At 57.0% G+C, this 20,603-nt stretch carries 17 protein-coding genes and 1 pseudogene; 8 read left to right on the top strand and 10 right to left on the bottom strand.

Annotated features, from left to right (window positions below; translation table 11 throughout):
- Positions 1–11 precede the first annotated feature (11 nt).
- From ALO43_RS03950 to ALO43_RS03935, 4 genes are all read right to left on the bottom strand, one after another.
- Positions 12–845 carry a carbohydrate ABC transporter permease gene (locus ALO43_RS03950; RefSeq protein ID WP_024671461.1) on the bottom strand — a complete coding sequence of 278 codons (834 nt, stop codon included), beginning with the start codon at positions 843–845 and terminating at the stop codon, positions 12–14.
- A 10-nt stretch (positions 846–855) separates the two neighbouring features.
- On the bottom strand, positions 856–1,788 hold the full coding sequence (locus tag ALO43_RS03945; protein ID WP_024671462.1) for a carbohydrate ABC transporter permease: 933 nt from the start codon (positions 1,786–1,788) through the stop codon (positions 856–858).
- A gap of 87 nt (positions 1,789–1,875) precedes the next feature.
- Positions 1,876–3,084: an ABC transporter substrate-binding protein gene (locus tag ALO43_RS03940; RefSeq protein WP_412778911.1), complete on the bottom strand. Its 1,209-nt coding sequence runs from the start codon at positions 3,082–3,084 to the stop codon at positions 1,876–1,878.
- Between the two features lie 354 nt (positions 3,085–3,438).
- Positions 3,439–4,344 carry an AraC family transcriptional regulator gene (locus ALO43_RS03935; RefSeq protein WP_024671464.1) on the bottom strand — a complete coding sequence of 302 codons (906 nt, stop codon included), beginning with the start codon at positions 4,342–4,344 and terminating at the stop codon, positions 3,439–3,441.
- A gap of 129 nt (positions 4,345–4,473) precedes the next feature.
- Between ALO43_RS03935 and cobF the strand changes: the two genes are divergently transcribed.
- A complete protein-coding gene (gene cobF / locus ALO43_RS03930; RefSeq protein WP_054997139.1) occupies positions 4,474–5,232 on the top strand; it encodes a precorrin-6A synthase (deacetylating) in 759 nt (252 codons plus the stop codon).
- Positions 5,233–5,334: 102 nt separating this feature from the next.
- On the opposite strand, the gene ALO43_RS03925 is transcribed toward cobF, so the two are convergent.
- Together ALO43_RS03925 and ALO43_RS03920 are read right to left on the bottom strand one after the other, a co-directional pair.
- The gene (locus tag ALO43_RS03925; RefSeq protein ID WP_054997138.1) at positions 5,335–6,696 is read right to left on the bottom strand and encodes a glycosyltransferase; all 1,362 of its coding nucleotides are present in this window, start codon (positions 6,694–6,696) and stop codon (positions 5,335–5,337) included.
- Positions 6,689–7,048 carry a response regulator gene (locus tag ALO43_RS03920; RefSeq protein ID WP_024690016.1) on the bottom strand — a complete coding sequence of 120 codons (360 nt, stop codon included), beginning with the start codon at positions 7,046–7,048 and terminating at the stop codon, positions 6,689–6,691. Before ALO43_RS03920 ends, ALO43_RS03925 begins: the two co-directional genes overlap by 8 nt.
- 335 nt (positions 7,049–7,383) lie before the next feature.
- Here ALO43_RS03920 and ALO43_RS03915 point away from each other — a divergent pair, with 335 nt between their 5' ends.
- The 5 genes from ALO43_RS03915 to ALO43_RS03895 all read left to right on the top strand — a co-directional run bounded on the left by ALO43_RS03915 (position 7,384) and on the right by ALO43_RS03895 (position 14,038).
- Entirely contained in the window at positions 7,384–10,890 is a 3,507-nt protein-coding gene (locus ALO43_RS03915) for a response regulator (RefSeq protein WP_024671467.1), read from the top strand.
- 49 nt (positions 10,891–10,939) lie between these two features.
- The gene (locus ALO43_RS03910; protein ID WP_005892974.1) at positions 10,940–11,761 is read left to right on the top strand and encodes a CheR family methyltransferase; all 822 of its coding nucleotides are present in this window, start codon (positions 10,940–10,942) and stop codon (positions 11,759–11,761) included.
- Positions 11,758–12,372 (top strand): chemotaxis protein CheB, encoded by a 615-nt coding sequence (locus tag ALO43_RS03905; RefSeq protein WP_024671468.1) that lies wholly within the window; start codon positions 11,758–11,760, stop codon positions 12,370–12,372. The genes ALO43_RS03910 and ALO43_RS03905 overlap by 4 nt, the downstream gene beginning before the upstream one ends.
- Positions 12,366–13,547 (top strand): hybrid sensor histidine kinase/response regulator, encoded by a 1,182-nt coding sequence (locus ALO43_RS03900; protein WP_024671469.1) that lies wholly within the window; start codon positions 12,366–12,368, stop codon positions 13,545–13,547. The genes ALO43_RS03905 and ALO43_RS03900 overlap by 7 nt, the downstream gene beginning before the upstream one ends.
- Before the next feature lie 113 nt (positions 13,548–13,660).
- Complete coding sequence (locus ALO43_RS03895; protein WP_054997156.1) at positions 13,661–14,038, top strand: response regulator; 378 nt, start codon at positions 13,661–13,663, stop codon at positions 14,036–14,038.
- 31 nt (positions 14,039–14,069) lie between these two features.
- Here the strand turns inward: ALO43_RS03895 and ALO43_RS03890 are convergent, their stop codons facing one another.
- Together ALO43_RS03890 and ALO43_RS03885 are read right to left on the bottom strand one after the other, a co-directional pair.
- Positions 14,070–16,118 (bottom strand): hybrid sensor histidine kinase/response regulator, encoded by a 2,049-nt coding sequence (locus ALO43_RS03890; protein WP_054997137.1) that lies wholly within the window; start codon positions 16,116–16,118, stop codon positions 14,070–14,072.
- Positions 16,115–17,599 carry an ATPase domain-containing protein gene (locus ALO43_RS03885; RefSeq protein ID WP_005892963.1) on the bottom strand — a complete coding sequence of 495 codons (1,485 nt, stop codon included), beginning with the start codon at positions 17,597–17,599 and terminating at the stop codon, positions 16,115–16,117. The genes ALO43_RS03890 and ALO43_RS03885 overlap by 4 nt, the downstream gene beginning before the upstream one ends.
- Before the next feature lie 211 nt (positions 17,600–17,810).
- Here ALO43_RS03885 and ALO43_RS03880 point away from each other — a divergent pair, with 211 nt between their 5' ends.
- Both ALO43_RS03880 and nudC read left to right on the top strand, forming a co-directional pair.
- Positions 17,811–18,623 (top strand): crotonase/enoyl-CoA hydratase family protein, encoded by an 813-nt coding sequence (locus ALO43_RS03880; protein WP_005892962.1) that lies wholly within the window; start codon positions 17,811–17,813, stop codon positions 18,621–18,623.
- A 38-nt stretch (positions 18,624–18,661) separates the two neighbouring features.
- The gene (gene nudC / locus ALO43_RS03875) at positions 18,662–19,498 is read left to right on the top strand and encodes an NAD(+) diphosphatase (protein WP_054989217.1); all 837 of its coding nucleotides are present in this window, start codon (positions 18,662–18,664) and stop codon (positions 19,496–19,498) included.
- On the opposite strand, the gene ALO43_RS03870 is transcribed toward nudC, so the two are convergent.
- Entirely contained in the window at positions 19,466–20,245 is a 780-nt protein-coding gene (locus ALO43_RS03870; protein ID WP_054997136.1) for a sulfite exporter TauE/SafE family protein, read from the bottom strand. The two genes, nudC and ALO43_RS03870, sit on opposite strands and share 33 nt — an antisense overlap.
- 92 nt (positions 20,246–20,337) lie before the next feature.
- Positions 20,338–20,603 (bottom strand): annotated as a pseudogene (locus ALO43_RS03865) (gfo/Idh/MocA family oxidoreductase); the annotation flags it as partial.

Genomic DNA, 20,603 nt, shown 5'->3' with positions numbered 1-20,603 from the left:
TTGGGTCGGGGCTATTTGACAGCGCCGAACGACAGGCCGCGAACCAGTTGTTTTTGACTGATCCAGCCGAAAATCAGGATGGGAGCACACGCCAGGGTCGACACCGCCGAAAGCTTGGCCCAGAACAGCCCTTCAGGACTGGAGTAGGAGGCGATCAGTGCGGTAAGCGGCGCAGCGGCAGACGAGGTGAGGTTCAGCGACCAGAACGCCTCGTTCCAGCACAGGATCAGTGAAAGCAGCGCGGTGGATGCCAGACCGCCCTTGCAGATCGGCATCAGCACGCGAAAGATTTCCTGGCGGGTGCTGGCGCCGTCCAGCCTTGAGGCTTCGAGAATTTCGCCGGGTATGTCCTTGAAATAGGTGTAGATCATCCAGACCACAATCGGCAGGTTGATCAGCGTGTAGATAATGATCAGCGCCAGGCGGGAGTCCAGCAGGCCGAAGGTCTTGGCCAGCAGGTAGATCGGCATCAGCACGCCCACAGGCGGCAGCATCTTGGTCGAGAGCATCCACAGCAGGGTGCTTTTGGTGCGTTTGGTCTCGAAAAAAGCCATCGAGTAGGCTGCCGGGATGGCGATCAGCATCGCCAGGGCAGTGGCACTGAACGAGATCAGTACCGAGTTCCAGGCGAAGTGGAAATAATCGCTGCGCTCCTGAATGTGCAGGTAGTTTTCCAGGGTCGGGGTAAAAAACAGCTGCGGCGGCGTCGCGAAGGCGTCGATCTCGGTCTTGAAACTGGTCAGAACCATCCAGAAGATCGGAAAGAACACCAGCGCGGCGATGAGCCAGGACAGGATTCCAAGCAACAGGCTTTGCAGGCGGCGGGACTGTTTGAGAGTCATCATGGCAAGGTCCTCATGACTTGTCGGTGAGGTTTTTGCCGATCATCCGGATCAGGATGATCGCCGCTATGTTGGCAATGACGACGGCAATCAAACCGCCCGCCGAGGCCATGCCGACGTCGAATTGCAGCAGTGCCTGGATATAGATCAGGTACGCCAGGTTGGTCGAGGCAAAGCCCGGCCCGCCGTTGGTGGTAGTGAAGATTTCGGCGAACACCGAGAGCAGGAAAATCGTTTCGATCATCACCACCACCGCAATCGGACGAGCCAGATGCGGCAGGGTCAGGTGCCAGAAGATCGCAAGCGGGCCGGCACCGTCCAGACGCGCTGCTTCTTTTTGCTCCTGGTCCAGCGACTGCATGGCAGTCATCAGGATGAGGATCGCGAACGGCAGCCACTGCCAGGACACAATGATGATGATCGACAGCATCGGGTAGTGGGCGAACCAGTCAATAGGTTGCGCGCCGAAGAACTTCCACACGGCCGCAAGTACCCCGGAAACCGGGTGGAAAATCAGGTTTTTCCAGATCAGCGCACTGACTGTCGGCATGATAAAGAAAGGCGAGATAAGCAGTACGCGGACGATACCTCTGCCAAAAAACTCGCTGGCTTCGAGCAGGGCCGAGATCAGCACGCCGAGGATCACACTGATCGCCAGCACGCTGCCGACCAGCAGCAGGGTATTGCCTGCACCCGGGAGGAAGCCGCTGTCAGTCACAAAATATTGAAAGTTTTCCAGCCCGACGAATTCATTTTCGCCGGGTGATAAAAGGTTGTAACGGATCAGCGAGAAGTAGATGGTCATGCCCAGCGGCACAATCATCCATACCAGCAGTAGCGCTACCGAAGGGCTGACCAGAAACCAGCCCGGTTTGAATCGACGGTTTTTGATCGGGGGCTGAGCGCCGGACACGTCCGTGCGTTCAGGGGAGGCTGAGGTAGTCATTGGGAGCTCCGAACCGGATTGCACCAGAGGGGTTGCGCAGTTGAGCATCAGGGTGAACGCGTTGGCGTTCACCCTGAGGCAAGGCGATTACTTCTTCGGGTAACCGGCTCGTTTCATGTCCCGCTCGGTGGCGGTCTGCGCATTTTTCAACGCCTGGTCCACTGTCGACTGACCGATCAGCGCGGCAGAGAATTGCTGGCCGACACTGGTGCCGATTGCCTGGAACTCAGGAATGGTCACCAACTGGATGCCGACGTAAGGCACAGGTTTGAGCGTCGGTGACTTGGGGTCAGCTGCTTTCAACGATTCCAGGGTGATGTTGGCAAACGGCGCGGCTTTTTTGTATTCGTCAGTGTAGGTCGAGGCTCGGGTGCCTGGCGGTACATTGGACACGCCGTCGGTGTCGGCAACCAGCTTGGCGTACTCTTTCGACGTTGCCCACTGAGTGAATGTCTTCGCGTCATCGGTATTTTTGGCGCTGGTCGGGATCGCCAGCGACCACGAGTACAGCCATGCCGAGCCCTTGTCGGTGACTTCGTGAGGTGCATAGGTGAAGCCAACGTCGTCGGCTACCTTGCTTTGCTTCTTGTCGGTCACGAACGAACCGGCAACGCTGGCATCGACCCAGATTGCGCATTTGCCGCTGTTGAACAGCGCGAGGTTTTCGTTGAAGCCGTTGCTCGAGGCGCCCGGCGGGCCAGATTGTTTCATGATGTTGACGTAGAAGTTCAGAGCGTCCTTCCATTCCGGTTGGTCGAACTGCGGTTTCCACTGCTCATCAAACCAGCGCGCGCCGTAAGCGTTGCCCAGAGTAGTGATCAGCGCCATGTTCTCGCCCCAGCCAGCCTTGCCACGCAGGCAGAGGCCATACTGCTCCTTGGATTTGTCGGTCAGCTTGCCGGCAAACTCGGCAATCTGGGTCCAGGTCGGGCGCTCAGGCATGGTCAGGCCTGCGGCTTTGAACAGGTCCTTGCGGTAGTAGGTGATCGACGCTTCGGCGTAGAACGGCAGTGCGAACAGTTTGCCGTCCACTGACAGGCCGTCGCGCACTGACGGGAAGACATCGTCCAGCGCATAGCTGGCAGGCAGGTCTTTCATTTCCTGCAGCCAGCCTTTCTGCCCCCAGAGTGAGGCTTCGTACATACCGATGGTCAATACATCGAACTGGCCGCCTTTGGTGGCGATGTCTGTGGTCAGACGCTGACGCAGCACGTTTTCTTCAAGTACCACCCACTTGAGCTTGATATCCGGATGGGCTTTTTCGAATTCGCCGGACAGGCGTTGCATGCGGATCATGTCGCTGTTGTTGACGGTAGCGATGGTCACGTCACCGGCCGTGGCGCCGCCGCTGAACACAAAGCAGGTGCTGAGGACGGAACTGGCGAGCAGAAGTTTTGCTGGGGTCTTCATTGATCACTCCTCTTCCACGCTCGGTGAGCGGCAGAAGGACGGTTATTGTTTTTTTCTCTTCCGGAGGTGAGGAAGATGTCGACTGATTACAACGGCGTTCAGGTTTAAAGACAAATCCTGCGCAGCACTCTGACTGATACTTTTTTGCACTGAGCTGATCAACGGCTTCAATCCTCAACCGCCCTCCGGCAAGCGTTGGCGCAATCGGAGCCTAGACGACGTGAGCGAAAGCAGGGCGAATCAGTACAGGTTTTGTTCGGTGAGGCGCTGAACGGCGAGACGGCGATAGTGCGACGGCGTCATTCCTTTGAGCTGTTGAAAGCGTCTGTTGAAGTTGGAAATGTTATTGAAGCCTGACTCGAAGCACACATCAGTGACCGGTTTTTCGCCATCGGCGAGCAACTCGCAGGACTTGCTGATACGCAGGCGATTGACGAACTCTACAAAACTGCGCCCTGTGGCCTGTTTGAATACTCTGGAAAAATAAGTGGGTTTCATCCCCAGGTATTCGGCGACCTCTTCCAGCGGCAGTTCTCGGCCATAATGCGCAAAGATATAATCCACTGCGCGGTTGGTGCGATCGACGCTGTGTTCGTCGGCGGTATGGGCGACGGCCGTTCCTGACAGCAGTTGGTAATCGTCACTGGCTGCAAGCAGCTCCAGCAGTATGAAAAAGTGCCCCAGGCGGGTAACACCGCGTGAGTCGGCGATTTTCTGCATCTGCTTCATGGCTTGGCGAATTGTGCGCTTGCAGCGAAATTCGATGCCGTAGCGTGCCCGATCCAGCAGCGGGTTGAGGGTCTTGAGCTCGGCAAATACCTGGTTGCCGCTTTCCAGGAGTTCGTCGGTGAAGTTGACCAGCATGTCGCGTTTGGGCACTACCTGCCCCTCGTCGATCTGGCTGATCCAGTTGTGCGGAAGGTTGGGGCCGGTCAGAAACAGGCTCGCGGGGTTGAAGTTGCCGATGTAATCGCCGACGAAGACTTTGCCGGAGCTGGCAACAATCAAGTGCAGCTCATACTCCTTGTGAAAGTGCCAGCGTACCAGCGGGCACGGGAAACCGTGTTCGCGATAAATGATCGACAGGCCGTTGTGGTCGTCCATCAATTCGTAGGAGGGGTCTGCGATTCTTGTTGTTTTACTCATGGCCGGGTCGTGTTCAGCAATTGCCAGAGCCGTAATGTGCCTGATTTTTTGCTTCCATGCCCGATCGTTGCCAAAAATCGCCTACGATCACACCTCTGACATGACTTGTCACACTGGAGCCGTCGTTCGATGAAACAGATCCTGCTAATCGGCATGGGTGCCGGAGATCCCGAGCAGATCACCCTGCAGGCGGTTACAGCGCTGAATCGTGCCGAGGTTATCTTCATTCTCGACAAGGGCTATGCCGACGATGAGCTGCTGCGGCTGCGAAAGGCGCTGTGCCAACGCTATATCACCCACCAGCGCTATCGGTTGGTTCAGGTTCAGGACCCTCGACGCGAGAACGATCCGCAGGTCTACGAGCGGGGAGTGGACCAGTGGCATGAGCAACGCGCTGCGCTGTTCGAGCGATTGCTGGGCGATGAACTGGGTGACGATCAGGTCGGCGCGTTTCTGGTCTGGGGCGATCCGTCCCTGTACGACAGCACCATGCGTATCCTTGACCGAGTCCTGACGCGGGGCCGCGTTGTGTTCGATTATCAGGTGATTCCCGGTATAACCAGTGTCCAGAGCCTGGTGGCAAGACACCGGATACCGCTCAATCGCATTGGCGAGCCGATTCACATCACCACGGGGCGCCGCCTGGCCACAGACCCGCTGACGCAACCTGCCAACGTCGTGGTGATGCTGGACGCGCATTGCACCTTCGAACGCTACATCGGGCAGGGCCTGGATATTTACTGGGGCGCGTACCTGGGCACGGATGACGAGATACTGGTGGCGGGCAGGCTCGATGAGGTCTGCGAGCAGATCCAGCGGCTACGCGCCGAAGCGCGCGGGCGCAAGGGGTGGATCATGGACACGTATCTGTTGCGCAAGCCGGCCTAGTGTGGTGTTTCAGAAATACCACACCAGGCTATATGTAAAGGGCGGCGTTCAGTAACGCCGCGCAAAACAGGCCAGGCCTCACTTCAGCTGTTAACGACCTTTTTAACCAGTCTGGCCTTCGCTGGCCGGCGTTTCGGGCAGCGCCTGAGTCGGGCTTTCGTCCTTGACCCGATTCTTGGCCTCGATCCACTGCGCCATGTATTTGGTGCTCTTGTGGTGGTGATGCCGAAGCATGCTGCCCGTGAAGTTTGCCAGGCGGTGGGCTGGCAGGCGGTCGAGCATGGCGAGGATGCGCGCTACCAGGCTGTCGCAATGTGGCCGGTGCTGAAACCGCGTCTGCAGCAGCGTTCGACCAGCGTCTTGTGCTTCAAGCCAGAGCTCCTGATCCTGATAAAGCCTGACGGCAGCCGCCGCAATGCTTTCGGGGCTGTCGGCAATCAGTCCCGGCCAGGGCAAGCCTCCGCTCATGGCTTCGGCGCCAATCGGGGTGGTGACTGATGGCGTTCCGCACAGCATGGCGTCCATCAGCTTGCCCTTTATCCCGGCACCAAAGCGCAACGGCGCCAGGCAGACGCGCGCATTGGACATGACGTCGAGCGCATCCTCCGCCCAGTGCTTCACATGAAAACCTTGCGCGGCCTTGTGCAGGGCAGCTGCCTTGGGTGGGGTATAGGCGCCGTAGATGTGCAATTGCGCGTCTGGCAATTGTTGTCGGATCAACGGCCAGATCGCCGTTTTCATCCAAAGTACGGCGTCCCAGTTAGGCGCATGCCGAAAGTTGCCGATACTGAGAAAGTGCGCGCGCTCGGCGAAGGGCCTGAAGCCGTCCGGTACGCCATCGATCATCAGTGGGCACCAGTGCAGCAGCGAAGCGGGCACTCCGAACTCGCTGGTCAGCAGCTCAATCTCGACATCTGATGTCATCAGGTTCAAGTCGCAGCGGAACAGCGAGGCGACCTCGCGCTGCGCCAGGTCAGTCGCAGCAATCAGCGGGAAAAGCCTGCTGTGCGAGTGTTCAAATACATCGCGCAGATTGTCGGGTGCATCCTTGATCATCTGATGCCTGGCGTGGCGCAGGCTCTGAAAGTCCGAAGTTTCAAGAATGCGCAGGGCGTCCGGGCATTGCTGCTCGACGCGCCAGCCAAACTGTTCCTCGATCATGAACTGGTCAAACAGCACAATGTTTGGCTGTAATTCGCCGACAAAGACATCAAAGCTGCTGCTGTTGAGTTCTATGTGAACTTCACGAATGCCCAGGCTGACCAGATCGGCGCGGTGTTCGCCTTCAGTGGCCGGGCTGGCAAAGGTGATCTGCCAGCCCTGTTCGAGAAAACACTGGATCAATTGCATCATGTGCCCGCTGGCTGCCGACGAGCGGGGCTCTGGCCAGACGTAGCCGATGATCAATAAGCGGGTTACGCCGTTTGCGTCGTCACGATGAGTAATAACGTTGATATCAGACAAGAATGCTTTTTACCTTGTCACGCAACTGATCGATGGAGAATGGCTTGCCAATCGAGTGCATGCCCGGCGGGACGTCGATATTCTCGGAATAGCCGCTGGCAAACAAAACGGGCAACGCGGGGCGCAGTTCGACGATCTTTTTCGCCAGCACTGTGCCTTTCATGTCAGGCAGCCCTTGGTCTGTCATCAGCAGGTCGATGTGATTATTTTCCAAGGTGGCAATGGCCAGGGCGGATTCGGCATTTTCTGCCTCCAGCACCTTGTAATTCAGCTCTTCGAGCACATCGACAATCAGCATGCGCACAATGGCGTCGTCCTCGACAACGAGAATGGTGCTGCCTGTGTCCGGCATGGTTGACTCCTTAATAAAGAAAGCTGAAAAAATGGCAGAACAGACGTTGCAGGAGTGACCTGTATCCTGCTTTGGGGCTCAGCATACCTGAGCACGGTCTGTCCGCTGGCAATACAGTCTATGCATCAGTAAATAAACAATGAGTGAAGTTCAATTCATACGCAAACTCGAGCTCAAGGCATTGATCCACGGTGCAATTGTCAGACGTGCAAGGCGTGCGCAAGCTTATCGCCGATTTATGAGAGAAATTTCAATCCTGTGTGTCAGAAATAAGAGTGTTTTTTGCCGCTTTACGGCAAACTCTATGGTTTTGATCCATTTGCCAGGGATATTTCATGAATAGGACGTCAGCCGTTGATGAGCAGCGCTTTCGTAAATTGCTGGGACGTAACGTTGGTTTGCCATTGGGTGTTGGCGTACTGAGCGCTGTCTTCTTCATTTTGCTGATCAGTTATCTGCTCTCGGCCATACAGTGGGTCGAACACACGGACCGTGTGATCAACAACACCAATCGCTCCATGAAACTGTCGATAGACATGGAAACCGGCATGCGCGGCTTCCTGCTGACCGGGGATCAGCATTTTCTCGATCCTTATGAGGTGGCCAAGCCATTGTTGCAGGCCGAGCTGGACAGCCTGATGACGCTGGTAGAGGACAACCCCACGCAACTCGACCGGTTCCGGCGTCTGTCTACCCTGCAGCAGGAATGGAACGCTTTTGCGCAGGACATGATCGATCTGCGGCGCACCAACGGCGATTACCAGACGCCGGTGCTGGCCGGACGTGGCAAGCGAATTACTGACCAGATCCGTACCGAGTACGACCAGGCAGTGGAGATGGAACAGCAGCTTCGCCTGACCCGCAATGCCGAGGTCACGCGCAGTACCATTCTTTCAGTGGTTCTGTACCTGATCTTCGTGGTCATTGTCAGTGCGATTCTCGCCTATATAGGCCGCCGTGACTTGCTGTCGCTTTCGACCACCTACAGCGAAAACCTCAGGCTGCAGGAACTCAATTCCGAGCGCTTGCAGAAAGTTGCCTGGTTGCGCAACGGCCAAAGCGAGCTGGCCGAGCAAGTGCTGGGGCAACTGACGCTGAACATGCTGGGCCGGAATATTCTGCAGTTTCTGACCCATTTTCTGGGCGCTTCGGTTGCTGCGGTATACATCAGGCAGGATCACGGAGGCCTGACCCGGGTGGCTGCGTATGGTTTTTCGCGTGAGCAGGAAGAGCGCAACCAGACCATCCACAGCGACGAAGGGATCGTTGGGCAAGCCGCCCGACAGGGCCGGATCATCACGCTGAATGAATTACCGGACGATTATTTCAAGGTCGCCTCTGGCTTGGGCGAAGGTTCGCCGCGTGCCGTAGCGGTTATACCGACCAGCAATGACGATCAGGTCAATGGCGTTATAGAACTGGGTTTCCTGCGCCCTCTTACCGAACGGGATGTCGAATTTCTCGAATTGGTGTCGGACAACATCGGCACTTCGATCGAAGCCGCTCGCTACCGTCAGCGCCTGCAGGAAGTACTGGCTGAAACCCAGCAGCTCAATGAAGAGCTGCAAGTGCAGCAAGAAGAACTGCGCACCGCCAACGAAGAGCTTGAAGAGCAATCACGCATTCTCAAAGAGTCCCAGGCTCACCTGGAAACCCAGCAGGCCGAACTGGAGCAGACCAACGAACAACTGGCCGAGCAGAGCCAGGCGCTGTCCGATCAGCGTGACGCCCTAGACCGCAATAATGAAGAGCTGAATATCGCCCAGGCCGAGTTGCAGGCCAGGGCTGACGAGTTGCAGCGTTCCAGCAAGTACAAGTCCGAGTTCCTTGCCAACATGTCCCACGAGCTGCGCACGCCGCTCAACAGTTCGCTGATTCTTGCCAAATTGCTGGCCGAGAACCCGAGCGAGAATCTGACTGCAGAACAGGTCAAGTTTGCCGAATCGATCTATTCGGCGGGTAACGATCTGCTGAACCTGATCAACGATATTCTGGACATATCCAAGGTTGAAGCCGGCAAGCTTGAAGTGCGTCCGGAAAACAGCAGTGTGTCGCGCCTGGTGGAAGGGCTGCGCAACATGTTTCAGCCGTTGGCGACGGAGAAGAAACTGGCGTTTACCGTCGACATCCAGGCGGGTGCGCCGACCATGTTGTTTACTGATCGCCAGCGCCTCGAGCAGATCCTCAAGAACCTGCTGTCCAATGCCATCAAATTCACCGAGGCCGGCGCCGTCAGCATGGTCGTTTCGCGCCAGCCGGGCGCAGGGATCGTGTTCTCTGTGCGAGATTCCGGTATCGGGATCGCCGAGGAGCATCAGCAGGGGATTTTCGAAGCATTCCGCCAGGCCGACGGCACCACCAACCGCCGCTACGGCGGCACCGGGCTGGGCTTGTCGATTTCCCGCGATCTGGCAGCGCTCTTGGGTGGGTCGATCAGCGTGACCAGCGCGCCTGGGCAGGGCAGCATCTTTACGCTGGTGCTGCCGGAGCAATACCTCGAACAAGGCCCTCAGCCGTCGGGAAGCGATCCTGTCATTGCTGCCTCGACTTCCGTGCCGCCTCTGCCGGTGATTGCTGCGCCTGTCGTTGCGCAGCCTGTGCCGGTGGAGATACCCGTGGCTGTGTTTGACGATGACCGTGACAAAGCGCCATTCGAGCGTCGCTGCATACTGGTTATCGAAGATGAAGTACGTTTCGCGCAGATCCTCTTCGATCTGGCCCACGAGCTCGGTTACGACTGCCTGGTTGCGCATGCTGCGGACGACGGTTTCAACCTGGCCGCACGGTATACGCCCGATGCGATCCTGCTGGACATGCGCCTGCCAGACCATTCCGGGTTGACGGTGCTGCAACGCCTCAAGGAACTGGCGCCGACGCGTCATATTCCGGTGCATGTGATATCCGTCGAGGACCGCCAAGAGGCCGCTTTGCACATGGGCGCGATAGGCTATGCCGTCAAACCGACGACCCGTGAAGAGCTCAAGGACGTCTTTGCCAAGCTTGAGGCCAAGCTGACCCAGAAGGTCAAACGCATCCTGCTGGTCGAGGACGACGCGTTGCAGCGCGACAGCATTGCGCGTCTGATCGGTGACGATGACATTGAAATCACTGCTGTAGGGTTCGCTCAGGAGGCCCTGGATCTGCTGCGTGAGCATGTTTATGACTGCATGATCATCGACTTGAAATTGCCTGACATGCTTGGCAATGAATTGCTCAAGCGCATGTCCACCGAAGACATTCGTTCCTTCCCCCCGGTGATCGTCTACACCGGGCGCAACATGACGCGTGATGAAGAAGCCGAGCTGATGAAGTACTCGCGCTCGATCATCATCAAGGGCGCACGCTCACCGGAGCGGCTGCTCGACGAGGTCACGCTGTTCCTGCACAAGGTCGAGTCGCAACTGTCCAGTGAACGTCAGAAAATGCTCAAGACAGCACGCAGTCGTGACAAGGTATTCGAGGCGCGCAAGATCCTGGTGGTCGATGACGACGTGCGAAACATCTTTGCCCTGACCAGTGCCCTGGAGCACAAGGGTGCTGTGGTGGAAATCGCTCGTAATGGCCTGGAAGCGATTGCTCGCCTTAATGAAGTCGAGGACATTGATCTGGTGCTGATGGACGTGATGATGCCGGAAATGGACGGTTACGAAGCAACCATCGAGATTCGCAAGGACCCGCGCTGGCGCAAACTGCCGATCATCGCTGTTACGGCAAAAGCCATGAAAGATGACCAGGAACGTTGCCTGCAGGCGGGTTCCAATGACTACCTGGCCAAACCTATTGATCTGGATCGGCTATTCTCGCTGATTCGCGTCTGGTTGCCGAAGATGGAGCGCATCTGAGTGAGTGCACGCCAAATGCTCAGCCTTGACGACCGCTGTGGGCGGCATCATGCAACTTGACCGAAACGCGGAGATCGAGGTGCGCCTGCTGATCGAGGCGATCTACCTTAAATACAGCTATGATTTTCGCGATTATTCAGGCGCGTCGGTCAAGCGTCGCGTGATTCATGCGTTGCGCCACTTTGATTGCGCAACTATTTCCGCCCTGCAGGAACGTGTGCTGCACGAACCCGCCGCGTTCATGCAGTTGTTGCAGATACTCACTATTCCTGTGAGCGAGATGTTTCGTGATCCGTTGCACTTTCTGGCCATTCGCAAAGAAGTTGTACCTGTCTTGCGCACTTATCCGTCGATCAAAGTATGGATAGCCGGTTGCAGCACCGGCGAAGAAGTCTATTCGACGGCTATTCTGTTGCGCGAGGAAGGGTTGCTGGACCGGACTATTATCTATGCGACCGACATCAACCCGACTTCTCTGGAAAAGGCCAAGCAGGGTATTTTCTCCATGGACAACCTGCGCGATTACACCGAGAACTATCGCCGCTCAGGTGGGCAACGTCAGTTCGCCGATTACTACACGTCGGCTTACGATCATGTGATATTTGATAAAACCCTGTGCGAGAACGTGACGTTTGCCGATCACAGTCTGGCGACAGATAGTGTATTCTCCGAAACCCAGTTCATATCCTGCCGTAACGTGCTGATTTACTTCAATAAAAAGTTGCAGGATCGAGCGCTTGGGTTATTTCATGAATCGTTGTGTCATCGCGGCTTTCTGGCGCTTGGCAGTAAGGAAACCGTGGATTTCTCCGCCTATGGAGACGCATTCGAGACGTTGGTAAAACCGGAGCGCATTTACCGAAAATTATGAAAGCCACGTTTGCTGAAGTTTCGTCTCCTGGCGATCTGCCGATTGTCGATGCCATTGTTGTGGGTGCGTCTGCAGGTGGTGTGGAAGCGCTGCTGAAAATATTCAGTGGGCTGCGGCCGGGTTTCAGCCTGCCGATTCTGACGGTACTGCATGTGCCTGATGACCGTCGCAGCCAGTTGGCCGAAGTCTTTCAGAATCGTCTGTCGATCCCGGTCAAGGAAGCTGATGACAAAGAGAATATCGTACCGGGCACGCTGTATTTCGCGCCTTCGGGGTATCACCTCTCAGTAGAGTCCGATCGCTCTCTGTCATTGAGCCAGGAGGATCGGGTGTTTTATTCAAGGCCCAGTATCGACATTCTGTTCAGTTCGGCAGCTGATGCCTATGACTCGAAGCTGGCGGGTATCTTGCTGACAGGCGCCAACAGCGACGGTGCGCGAGGTTTGATGCAGATCAAGAACTATGGTGGTTTCACGGTGATTCAGGATCCTTTGCAGGCTCAGGCATCTACCATGCCCGAAGCAGCCTTGGCGTTGCATCAGCCGGATTATCTTCTCTCCCTGACCGATATCGGTCGCTTGCTGGTCGAGCTGGAAAAAACCGCATGTTAAGTGAAATTCAGGCAAAACTGCTCATCGTCGACGATTTGCCGGAAAACCTGCTTGCCCTTGAAGCGCTGATAAAGCGTGGGGACAGAGAGGTGTACAAGGCGTTGTCGGCAGATGAAGCGTTGTCACTGCTGCTGCAACACGAGTTTGCTCTGGCGATCCTGGATGTTCAGATGCCTGGCATGAACGGATTCGAGCTGGCCGAAATGATGCGCAGCACCGAAAAGACTAAAAACATTCCAATCGTGTTTGTCAGTGCGGCCGGTCGTGAGCTGAATTATGCCTTCAAGGGGTATGAGAGCGGTGCCGTGGACTTTCTGCACAAGCCACTGGATATTCATGCGGTCAAGAGCAAGGTCAACGTATTCGTTGATTTGTACCGGCAGCGCAAAGCCGTAAAGCTGCAGGTCGAAGAACTCGAGCGCAGCCGACAGGAGCAGGAAGCGCTGCTCAAGCGTCTGCAAGCGACACAGGGCGAACTGGAACATGCCATCCGTATGCGTGACGACTTCATGTCGATCGTCTCCCACGAGGTACGTACGCCGCTCAACGGGCTGATTCTCGAAACCCAGCTGCGCAAGCTGCATCTGGCCAAGGATAACGAAGCGGCCTTCACCATGGAAAAACTGCGCGGGATGGTGGATCGCGACGAACGACAGATTCAAAGTCTTATCCGCCTGATAGAAGACATGCTCGACGTCTCGCGCATCCGTACCGGGAAACTTTCCATAAGGCCCAGCGCATTTGACCTGAGCGAGCTGCTGAATCAGTTGCTGGAAAGCTTCGCCGCTCAGATTGCCTCTGTCGGCTCGTCCATCACGCTGTTTGCCGATGAGCCGGTTATTGGGGTCTGGGACGAGTTTCGCATCGAGCAGGTGGTTGCCAATCTATTGACCAATGCCCTGCGTTACGGCGCGCGCAAGCCCATCGAAGTTCATGTCGGCAGCCGTGGCAGTGAGGCATTCATAGAGGTCAGGGACCAGGGGATCGGCATCACGGCTGAAAACCAGAAGCGTATCTTCCAGCAATTCGAGAGGGTTTCGAGTGGTCATGCGGTTGCCGGGCTAGGTCTTGGGCTGTTTATTTCCGAACAGATCGTGATAGCTCATGGCGGTCGTATCGAAGTGGAAAGCGAGGAGGGCAAGGGCTCGACCTTCCGTATCTGTCTCCCTTTATGAGACGCTGCCGAGGATGATAGCCACTGGCAATCAAGTTTAATCGCAGGTCGGCGCAACCTCCTATGCATGCCGTGGTCGTAATGGCAGCTATCTATAAGATCGAAGGCAGTTCAATGAGCGCTGATGCAGAAAACGTCGTACTAATCGTCGAAGACGAACCTCTTATCCTGATGTTGCTGGCCGATTATCTGGCGGGTGAGGGGTATCGTGTCCTGCAGGCCGAGAATGGTGAGCAGGCCTTCGAGATTTTGGCTACCAAGCCACATCTCGACCTGATGATTACGGATTATCGCTTGCCGGGTGGCGTTTCGGGAGTGCAGATAGCCGAGCCTGCCGTGATGCTGCGGCCTGAGCTGAAGGTCATTTTCATCAGTGGCTACCCGGCAGAAATTCTGGATTCCGGAAGCGCCATTGCGCTGAAAGCGCCGATCCTGGCCAAACCGTTCACCATGGAAACCCTGCAATCGCAGATTCAGGCCCTGCTGGCCTGACCATGCAGCGTTCAGTCGGATGGATGAACGCCTAAAGCCTTACCACCTCTCTGGCCTCGATCATTTCACGGACTTTCGAGGTCAGGTGGTCGAAGGCGAAGGGTTTGGTAATCAGTTGCATGCCAGTCTCCAGGAAGCCTCCGCGCACCGCAGCATGTTCCGCATACCCGGTAATGAACAAGACTTTGAGCTCTGGTCGCAGTTGCCTGGCAATATCCGCCAATTGCCGACCGTTCATGCCAGGCAGGCCTACGTCACTGATCAGCAGATCGATTCGTTGGCTTGATTCGAGTATCGGCACTGCGCTCATTGCCTCGCCGGCCTCTATGTAGAGGTAACCCAGTTCACTGAGCACTTCGCTGACCAGCGCCCGTACGGCGGGGTCGTCCTCGACGATAAGCACCGTTTCGCCATCTTCGGCGCAGATTGCATTGCTCTGAAAGCTCTGTTCTGTTTCATCGGCGGCGCCCTGGAAGCGAGGCAGAAACAGCTGCACGGTCGTGCCGTGACCAACTTCGCTGCTGATCGAGACGTGCCCATGTGACTGTTTGCTGAAGCCGTAGATCATCGACAGACCGAGGCCCGTGCCTTGGCCAATGGGTTTGGTGGTGAAGAACGGATCGAACGCGCGGTTGATGACTGTCTCAGGCATGCCGCAGCCGTTGTCGCTGACACTCAGTACCACATAGTCGCCCGGCAGCAGGTTTTCGTGGGCGTTGGTGAAGGATTTGTCCAATTGCTGATTGAAGGTTTCGACCACCAGCGTGCCGCCGTCAGGCATGGCATCGCGGGCATTGAGCACCAGGTTGAGCAAGGCGTTTTCCAGCTGGTTTGGATCTGCTTCGGCGGTCCACAGATCATTGGCCAGACGTAACTGCAAATGGATGCTTTCATTGACGCTGCGCTGCAGCAGCTCGTCCATGGAATCCACCAGCTGGTTCATCTCGACCGGCTTGGAATCCAGCGACTGGCGGCGCGAAAACGCCAGCAAGCGGTGGGTGAGCGCTGCAGCACGGTTCGCCGAAGTCACGCCCAGATCAATCAGGCTGTCCAGGTCTTCGATGCGTCCACGTGCGACACGTCTTCTGATCAGCTCCAGGCTGCCGATGATACCGGTCAGCATGTTATTGAAATCGTGGGCAATCCCGCCAGTCAGCTGGCCGACAGCTTCCATTTTCTGCGACTGGCGCAGAATCTCTTCTTTGTGGCGCAACTGCGAAGTGCGCTCTTCGACCTGTTGTTCGAGCGTCTCGTTAAGGCGGCGCAGCTGCGAATCAGCCTGTTTGCGTTCGGTAATGTCCGATGTCACCCCAGCCATCGACGCCACCAGACCGTTCTTGCCGCGAATCGCGCGGGCTCGCACGTCCACCCAGCTCAGTGAGCCGTCAGGCCATACATTGCGGTATTCGATGATGAAATCGACGCCAGTGTCCAAGCTGCGCTGGAGCGCCGATTGCATTCTGGGTTGATCTTCGAAGTAGACAGCGGCGAGCCAGTCGTCGTAGCTGAAATCACTCTGTTCGTCACGGCCGTAGTGGGATTTGGTGATTGCCGAGCAGGTAAGCCTGAGACCTTGTGCTTCGAGCTGCCAGGACCCCAGTCTGCCGGCTTTTAGTGCGTTTTGCAGGCGACCCTCACTTTCATGAAGGTCTTCCATGCGAGCCCGGGCTTCGTATTGGCGCCTGCGGCCGCGCACGGCGGTCGTCACCAGGCTTACCAGCGTTGTCGGGTGGAAGGGGCGCTCCAGAAAGGTCACGTTGCCTAAAAGATTGCCCATGCGCGCGGGCGGAACATGATCCACCTGGGCATGATGGGTCAGTAGCACGATAGGCAGGTCAGACCAGGCGGGCTGAATGCTCAACAGCTCCAGAAACGGGTTGAGGTCACCCGCACGCAGGGCTTCGTCGGCAATGATCACAACACCGGCACCTGCAGCCAGTTCGCGGACCAGATGCTCAAGGTCATTGACGACGAAAGCGGGAAAGCCGGCTTCACCCAGAATTCGCAGCGCGATCTGACCGTCCCGGCCCCTCGGCGCCAGGATGATCGAACGCTCCGATACCTGCCCCGGGGTATTCACAGCCCTTTATCCGCCAACAAAGGTTCATGCCCGCCGTGATAAGTCGGAATACCGCGCAATACACCCTGGAAAGCTTCAAGCGGCTCGCCGATCGTCAAACCGGTGGAGCCGATACGGTATTCGCGAATGGTCGACTCGTGAGTACCAGTACGCTTTTTGATGACGGAAATGGCTCGTCGCACTTGGCCCATCGCTTCGAAGTAGCGCAGAAGGATGACGCTGTCGGCAAGGTAAGTGATGTCCACCGGCGAGCGCATATCGCCTACCAGCCCATGCTGCGCAACCGTCATGAAGGTCGATGCCCCCAAGCGGTTGAGATACAGCAACAGCTCGTGCATATGCAGAACAAGGGCGCTTTCTTCCGGCATTGCCGCTTGATAACCGTTGATGCTGTCGATGATCACGGTCTTGATATGTTTACTGTCCACCGCACTTCGCACTCGATGCGCGAATTCGCCAGGAGACAGCTCTGCGGCGTCAACCTGTTCTATGACCAGATTACCGGTGTCCTGCAGCGCACGCAGGTCGATCCCGAGCTTGAGCATGCGCTCGAACAGCAAGCCCAGTTCTTCATCGAATATGAAAAGCCCGACTCGCTCACCGCGCGCCACGGCCTGAACTGCGAAGACCAGTGAAATAAGCGATTTACCGGTGCCTGAAGGGCCGAGAATCAACGTGCTCGAGCCGCTTTCTATGCCACCGCCGAGTAATTTATCCAGCTCTGCGATGCCACTGCTCACTTGAGTCCGCGCATAGGTAGAGCGGTGTTCGGCCGCGACCAGGCGTGGAAACACATGAATGCCGTCTTCGGCGATAGTGAAATCGTGGTAGCCGCCCCGGTATTTCTGACCGCGATATTTGACTATCTTCAGGCGTCTGCGCTCCGCGCCATACACGGGCGTCACGCACTCAAGACGGATGACACCGTGGGCAACGCTGTGGACGGTTTTGTCGAGCGCTTCGGTGGTCAGGTCGTCCAGCAACAGCACCGTGGCGTTGTAGCGCGTGAAGTAATGCTTGATTGACAGAATTTGCCTTCTGTAGCGCAGCGAACTTTGCGCCAGGAGGCGGATTTCCGACAGGCTGTCAATTACCACACGGGAAGGTTTGACTCGCTCTACCACTTCAAATATGTGGCGAGTGGCTTCACCCAGCTCCAGATCGGAAGAGTAGAGCAGGCTTTGCTGATGATCGGCATCGATCAGGCTTTCGGGCGGCGTCAGTTCAAAGATATTGATCTGCTCGTCAAGCTCCCAGCCGTGAGAGGCGGCTCCCGAGCGAAGCTCTTTTTCGGTCTCGGACAGGGTGATGTATAGCGAAATCTCGCCTGCCGCAGCGCCTGCCTGCAAAAACTGCAGCGCTATTGTTGTCTTGCCGGTTCCGGGTTCTCCTTCAAGAAGGAAAACATGACTGCGTGAAAGACCCCCCGCGAGGATGTCATCCAGACCTTCAATCCCGGTTGCCGCTTTTGACGTATTCAAGTATCGCCCTCTAGTAACCTGTATAGGTTTTGATAGTACTTAACTCTGGACCACTGCAAGTTCCCAGCGTTCAGCCTGATTGAAGCCAGCTGCCAGCATAGGACGCATTCAAACGAGGTGACCAGTCAGCCAATCCGATGCGGTTACAGTTCATCGGCTGCTGTTGCTATAGTCCTGAGCCTGAACAATAAAAATCTCCGAGGATCGAATCGTGTCCGATTACCATGCCTTCCGGGTCGAACTGACAGAGCGCATTGCCCATGTGCAAATCAATCGGGCCGAAAAGCTCAATGCCATGAACGAGCCGTTCTGGAGTGAAATAATTCAGATATTCGACTGGGTCGAGCGCACTGACGAAGTGCGTGTCGTGGTGCTGAGTGGCGCAGGCAAGCATTTTTCTTCGGGTATCGACCTGGCCTTGCTGGCCTCGGTGGCCAGTCAGTTGGGCAAGGATGCGGGCCGTAACGCTCGCTTGCTCAGGCGCACGATTCGCGACATGCAGGCATCGTTCACGGCGGTAGACAAATGCCGTAAACCCGTTCTTGCTGCCATTCAGGGCTATTGCCTTGGAGGAGCCATCGACCTGATCTCAGCCTGTGACATCCGCTATGCCGCTGCCGATGCGCAATTTGCAATTCGCGAAATCGACATGGGCATGGCCGCTGACGTAGGCACCCTGCAGCGTCTGCCGAGGATCATCGGTGACGGCATGTTGCGTGAGCTTGCTTACACCGGGCGTACTGTGGGGGCTGATGAAGCTCAGAGAATCGGCTTGGTAAATCGCACCTTCGATGATCTTGCCGGTCTGCTGGAGGGTGTTTTTGCGGTGGCACGGGAAATAGCAGAGAAGTCCCCGATTGCCGTCGAAGGCACCAAGGAAATGATCAGCTACATGCGTGATCACAGCGTAGAGGACGGGCTTGCGCACGTTGCCATCTGGAACGCAGCCATGCTGCAATCGCCTGACCTGAAGCTGGCAATGGTCGCGCAGATGAGCAAGCAGAAGCCGGTTTTCGATAATTGATGCACAACAGTGCCTGAGTTTGAACAGAGGAGTTTTTCATGACACGCCCGGAGCGTTGGACAACTGCAGTCCTGGATATCAAAGCCAGTGGCGGTCTGGCCGTGGTTCAGGGGGAGCAGGGTTTTTTGCTGGACGCCAATGGGGTCATGTTTCCTAGAGAATGGTTTAAAGCGCTGGGTTTGCCGGTGCAGAGCGAACACGGCATCGGTCATCTCGACGGCGAGCCTGTTTACCTGCTGGTACTGGAAGGCCCTGCTTCAGTGGAGGGATGCTCCTGGCAAGGCTTGCGTCAGTTCATGCTTGAGGGTGATTTCGCGGTTTTCCAGATGCTCGGATATGCCGCGCAGGTGAGCACCTGGGCCAGGGAGCACCGCTTTTGCGGGGCGTGCGGTCGCCCGACAGTGCAGATTCCCGGCGAGAGGGCAATGTTCTGCGAGCACGACAACCTGCGCCTGTATCCGCGTATCTCCCCGAGCATGATCGTGCTGGTCACCCGGGGCGACGAAGTGCTTCTGGCCCGCTCGCCGCGTTTTGTCACAGGTATGTACAGCGCCTTGGCGGGGTTTGTAGAGCCAGGCGAGTCGGCTGAAGACTGTGTGCACCGCGAAGTGATGGAAGAGGTCGGGGTGCGTATCCGGAACCTGAAATACATGGGCAGCCAGTGCTGGCCATTCCCGCACTCGATGATGCTCGGTTTTCATGCTGAATATGAAAGCGGAGAGATCGTTCCCCAGGTTGAGGAAATCGAAGACGCACGCTGGTTTCACGTCAATGACCTGCCACCGCTTCCGGCCAGCCGGTCAATTGCCCGTTATCTGATCGAAGCGTATCTGGCCCAGTGCTCAGGCGCCCCCGAACCAGTGTTGCCAGGCTAAGCGTACGGTCAGGCCCAGCACTACGGTGATGAACACCGGGCGGATGAACTTGGCACCGCCCTTGATCGCCGTCCCGGCGCCAAAGTAGGCGCCCGCCATCACGGCAAGGCCCATGCTCAGACCGATGATGTAATCCACCTGACCGGAAAACATGAACACCGAAAGCGCCACGGCGTTGCTGACGAAGTTCATGCTGCGAGCAACACCGCTGGCCTTGACCAGGTCTACCGGATAAAGCAGCAAGGTGCTGACCGTCCAGAAAGCGCCAGTGCCAGGGCCTGCGACACCGTCGTAAAAGCCCAGCCCCAGCCCTTGTGGCAACTGCCATTTCTTTTTCATCGGCGCATCGATGTCCAGCGGCGCCTTGGGCGTACCACCAAACAGCAGATAGAGCCCGCAGCCAAACACAATCACCGGGAGCATCTGATTCAGCCATTCGGCAGGCAGGTAATGAGCGATGACTGCCCCTATGGCAGCGCCTGCCGCCGTGCCGGCGATCGCGTGCAACCACTGTCGCGGGTGGAATAGCTTGCGGCGGTAAAAGGTGTAGCTGGCAGTCGCCGAACCGAAGGTCGAGCTGAGCTTGTTGGTGCCGAGCACCAGATGCGGTGGCAGGCCTGCAGTCATCAGGGCAGGGGTGGTAAGCAGCCCGCCGCCCCCGGCAATGGCGTCGATAAAGCCCGCGATGAATGCAACGACAGCAAGGATTGCAAGGGTGGTCAGGTCAACGCTGAGTTCGAAAGGCATGGCACGGGGGCTTTTAGAGAGAGCGCGGGAAGGGGCTGGAACGCCAGCCGGAACGGCAAGCATTCTACCCGTTCGCACGTGCTCTCAGGAAGTCAGATATCGGCAAGCGCGACCCAGCGCTGTTCTGTCGCTGCACGACGAATCGCGCTGGCCAGGCGCTCGATTTGCCAGGCTTCTTCAAAGTCCGGGCCGCGGCTGCCCTGGCCACACACCGCCAGGATCAATGCCTGCACCTCCAGTGCCTTGAGCTCGTTATACCCCAACTGGTGACCGGGTGCGGGGCAGAACGCCGCGTAGCCGGGCAGTGCTGGCCCGGCTAGAAGGCGCTGGAAGCCGTCCCGCCCTGGCGCGCCAGGGC

Source organism: Pseudomonas tremae, from assembly GCF_001401155.1.
Taxonomy (GTDB): Bacteria; Pseudomonadota; Gammaproteobacteria; order Pseudomonadales; family Pseudomonadaceae; genus Aquipseudomonas; species Aquipseudomonas tremae.
This window is presented reverse-complemented; position numbering and strand designations above follow the sequence as displayed.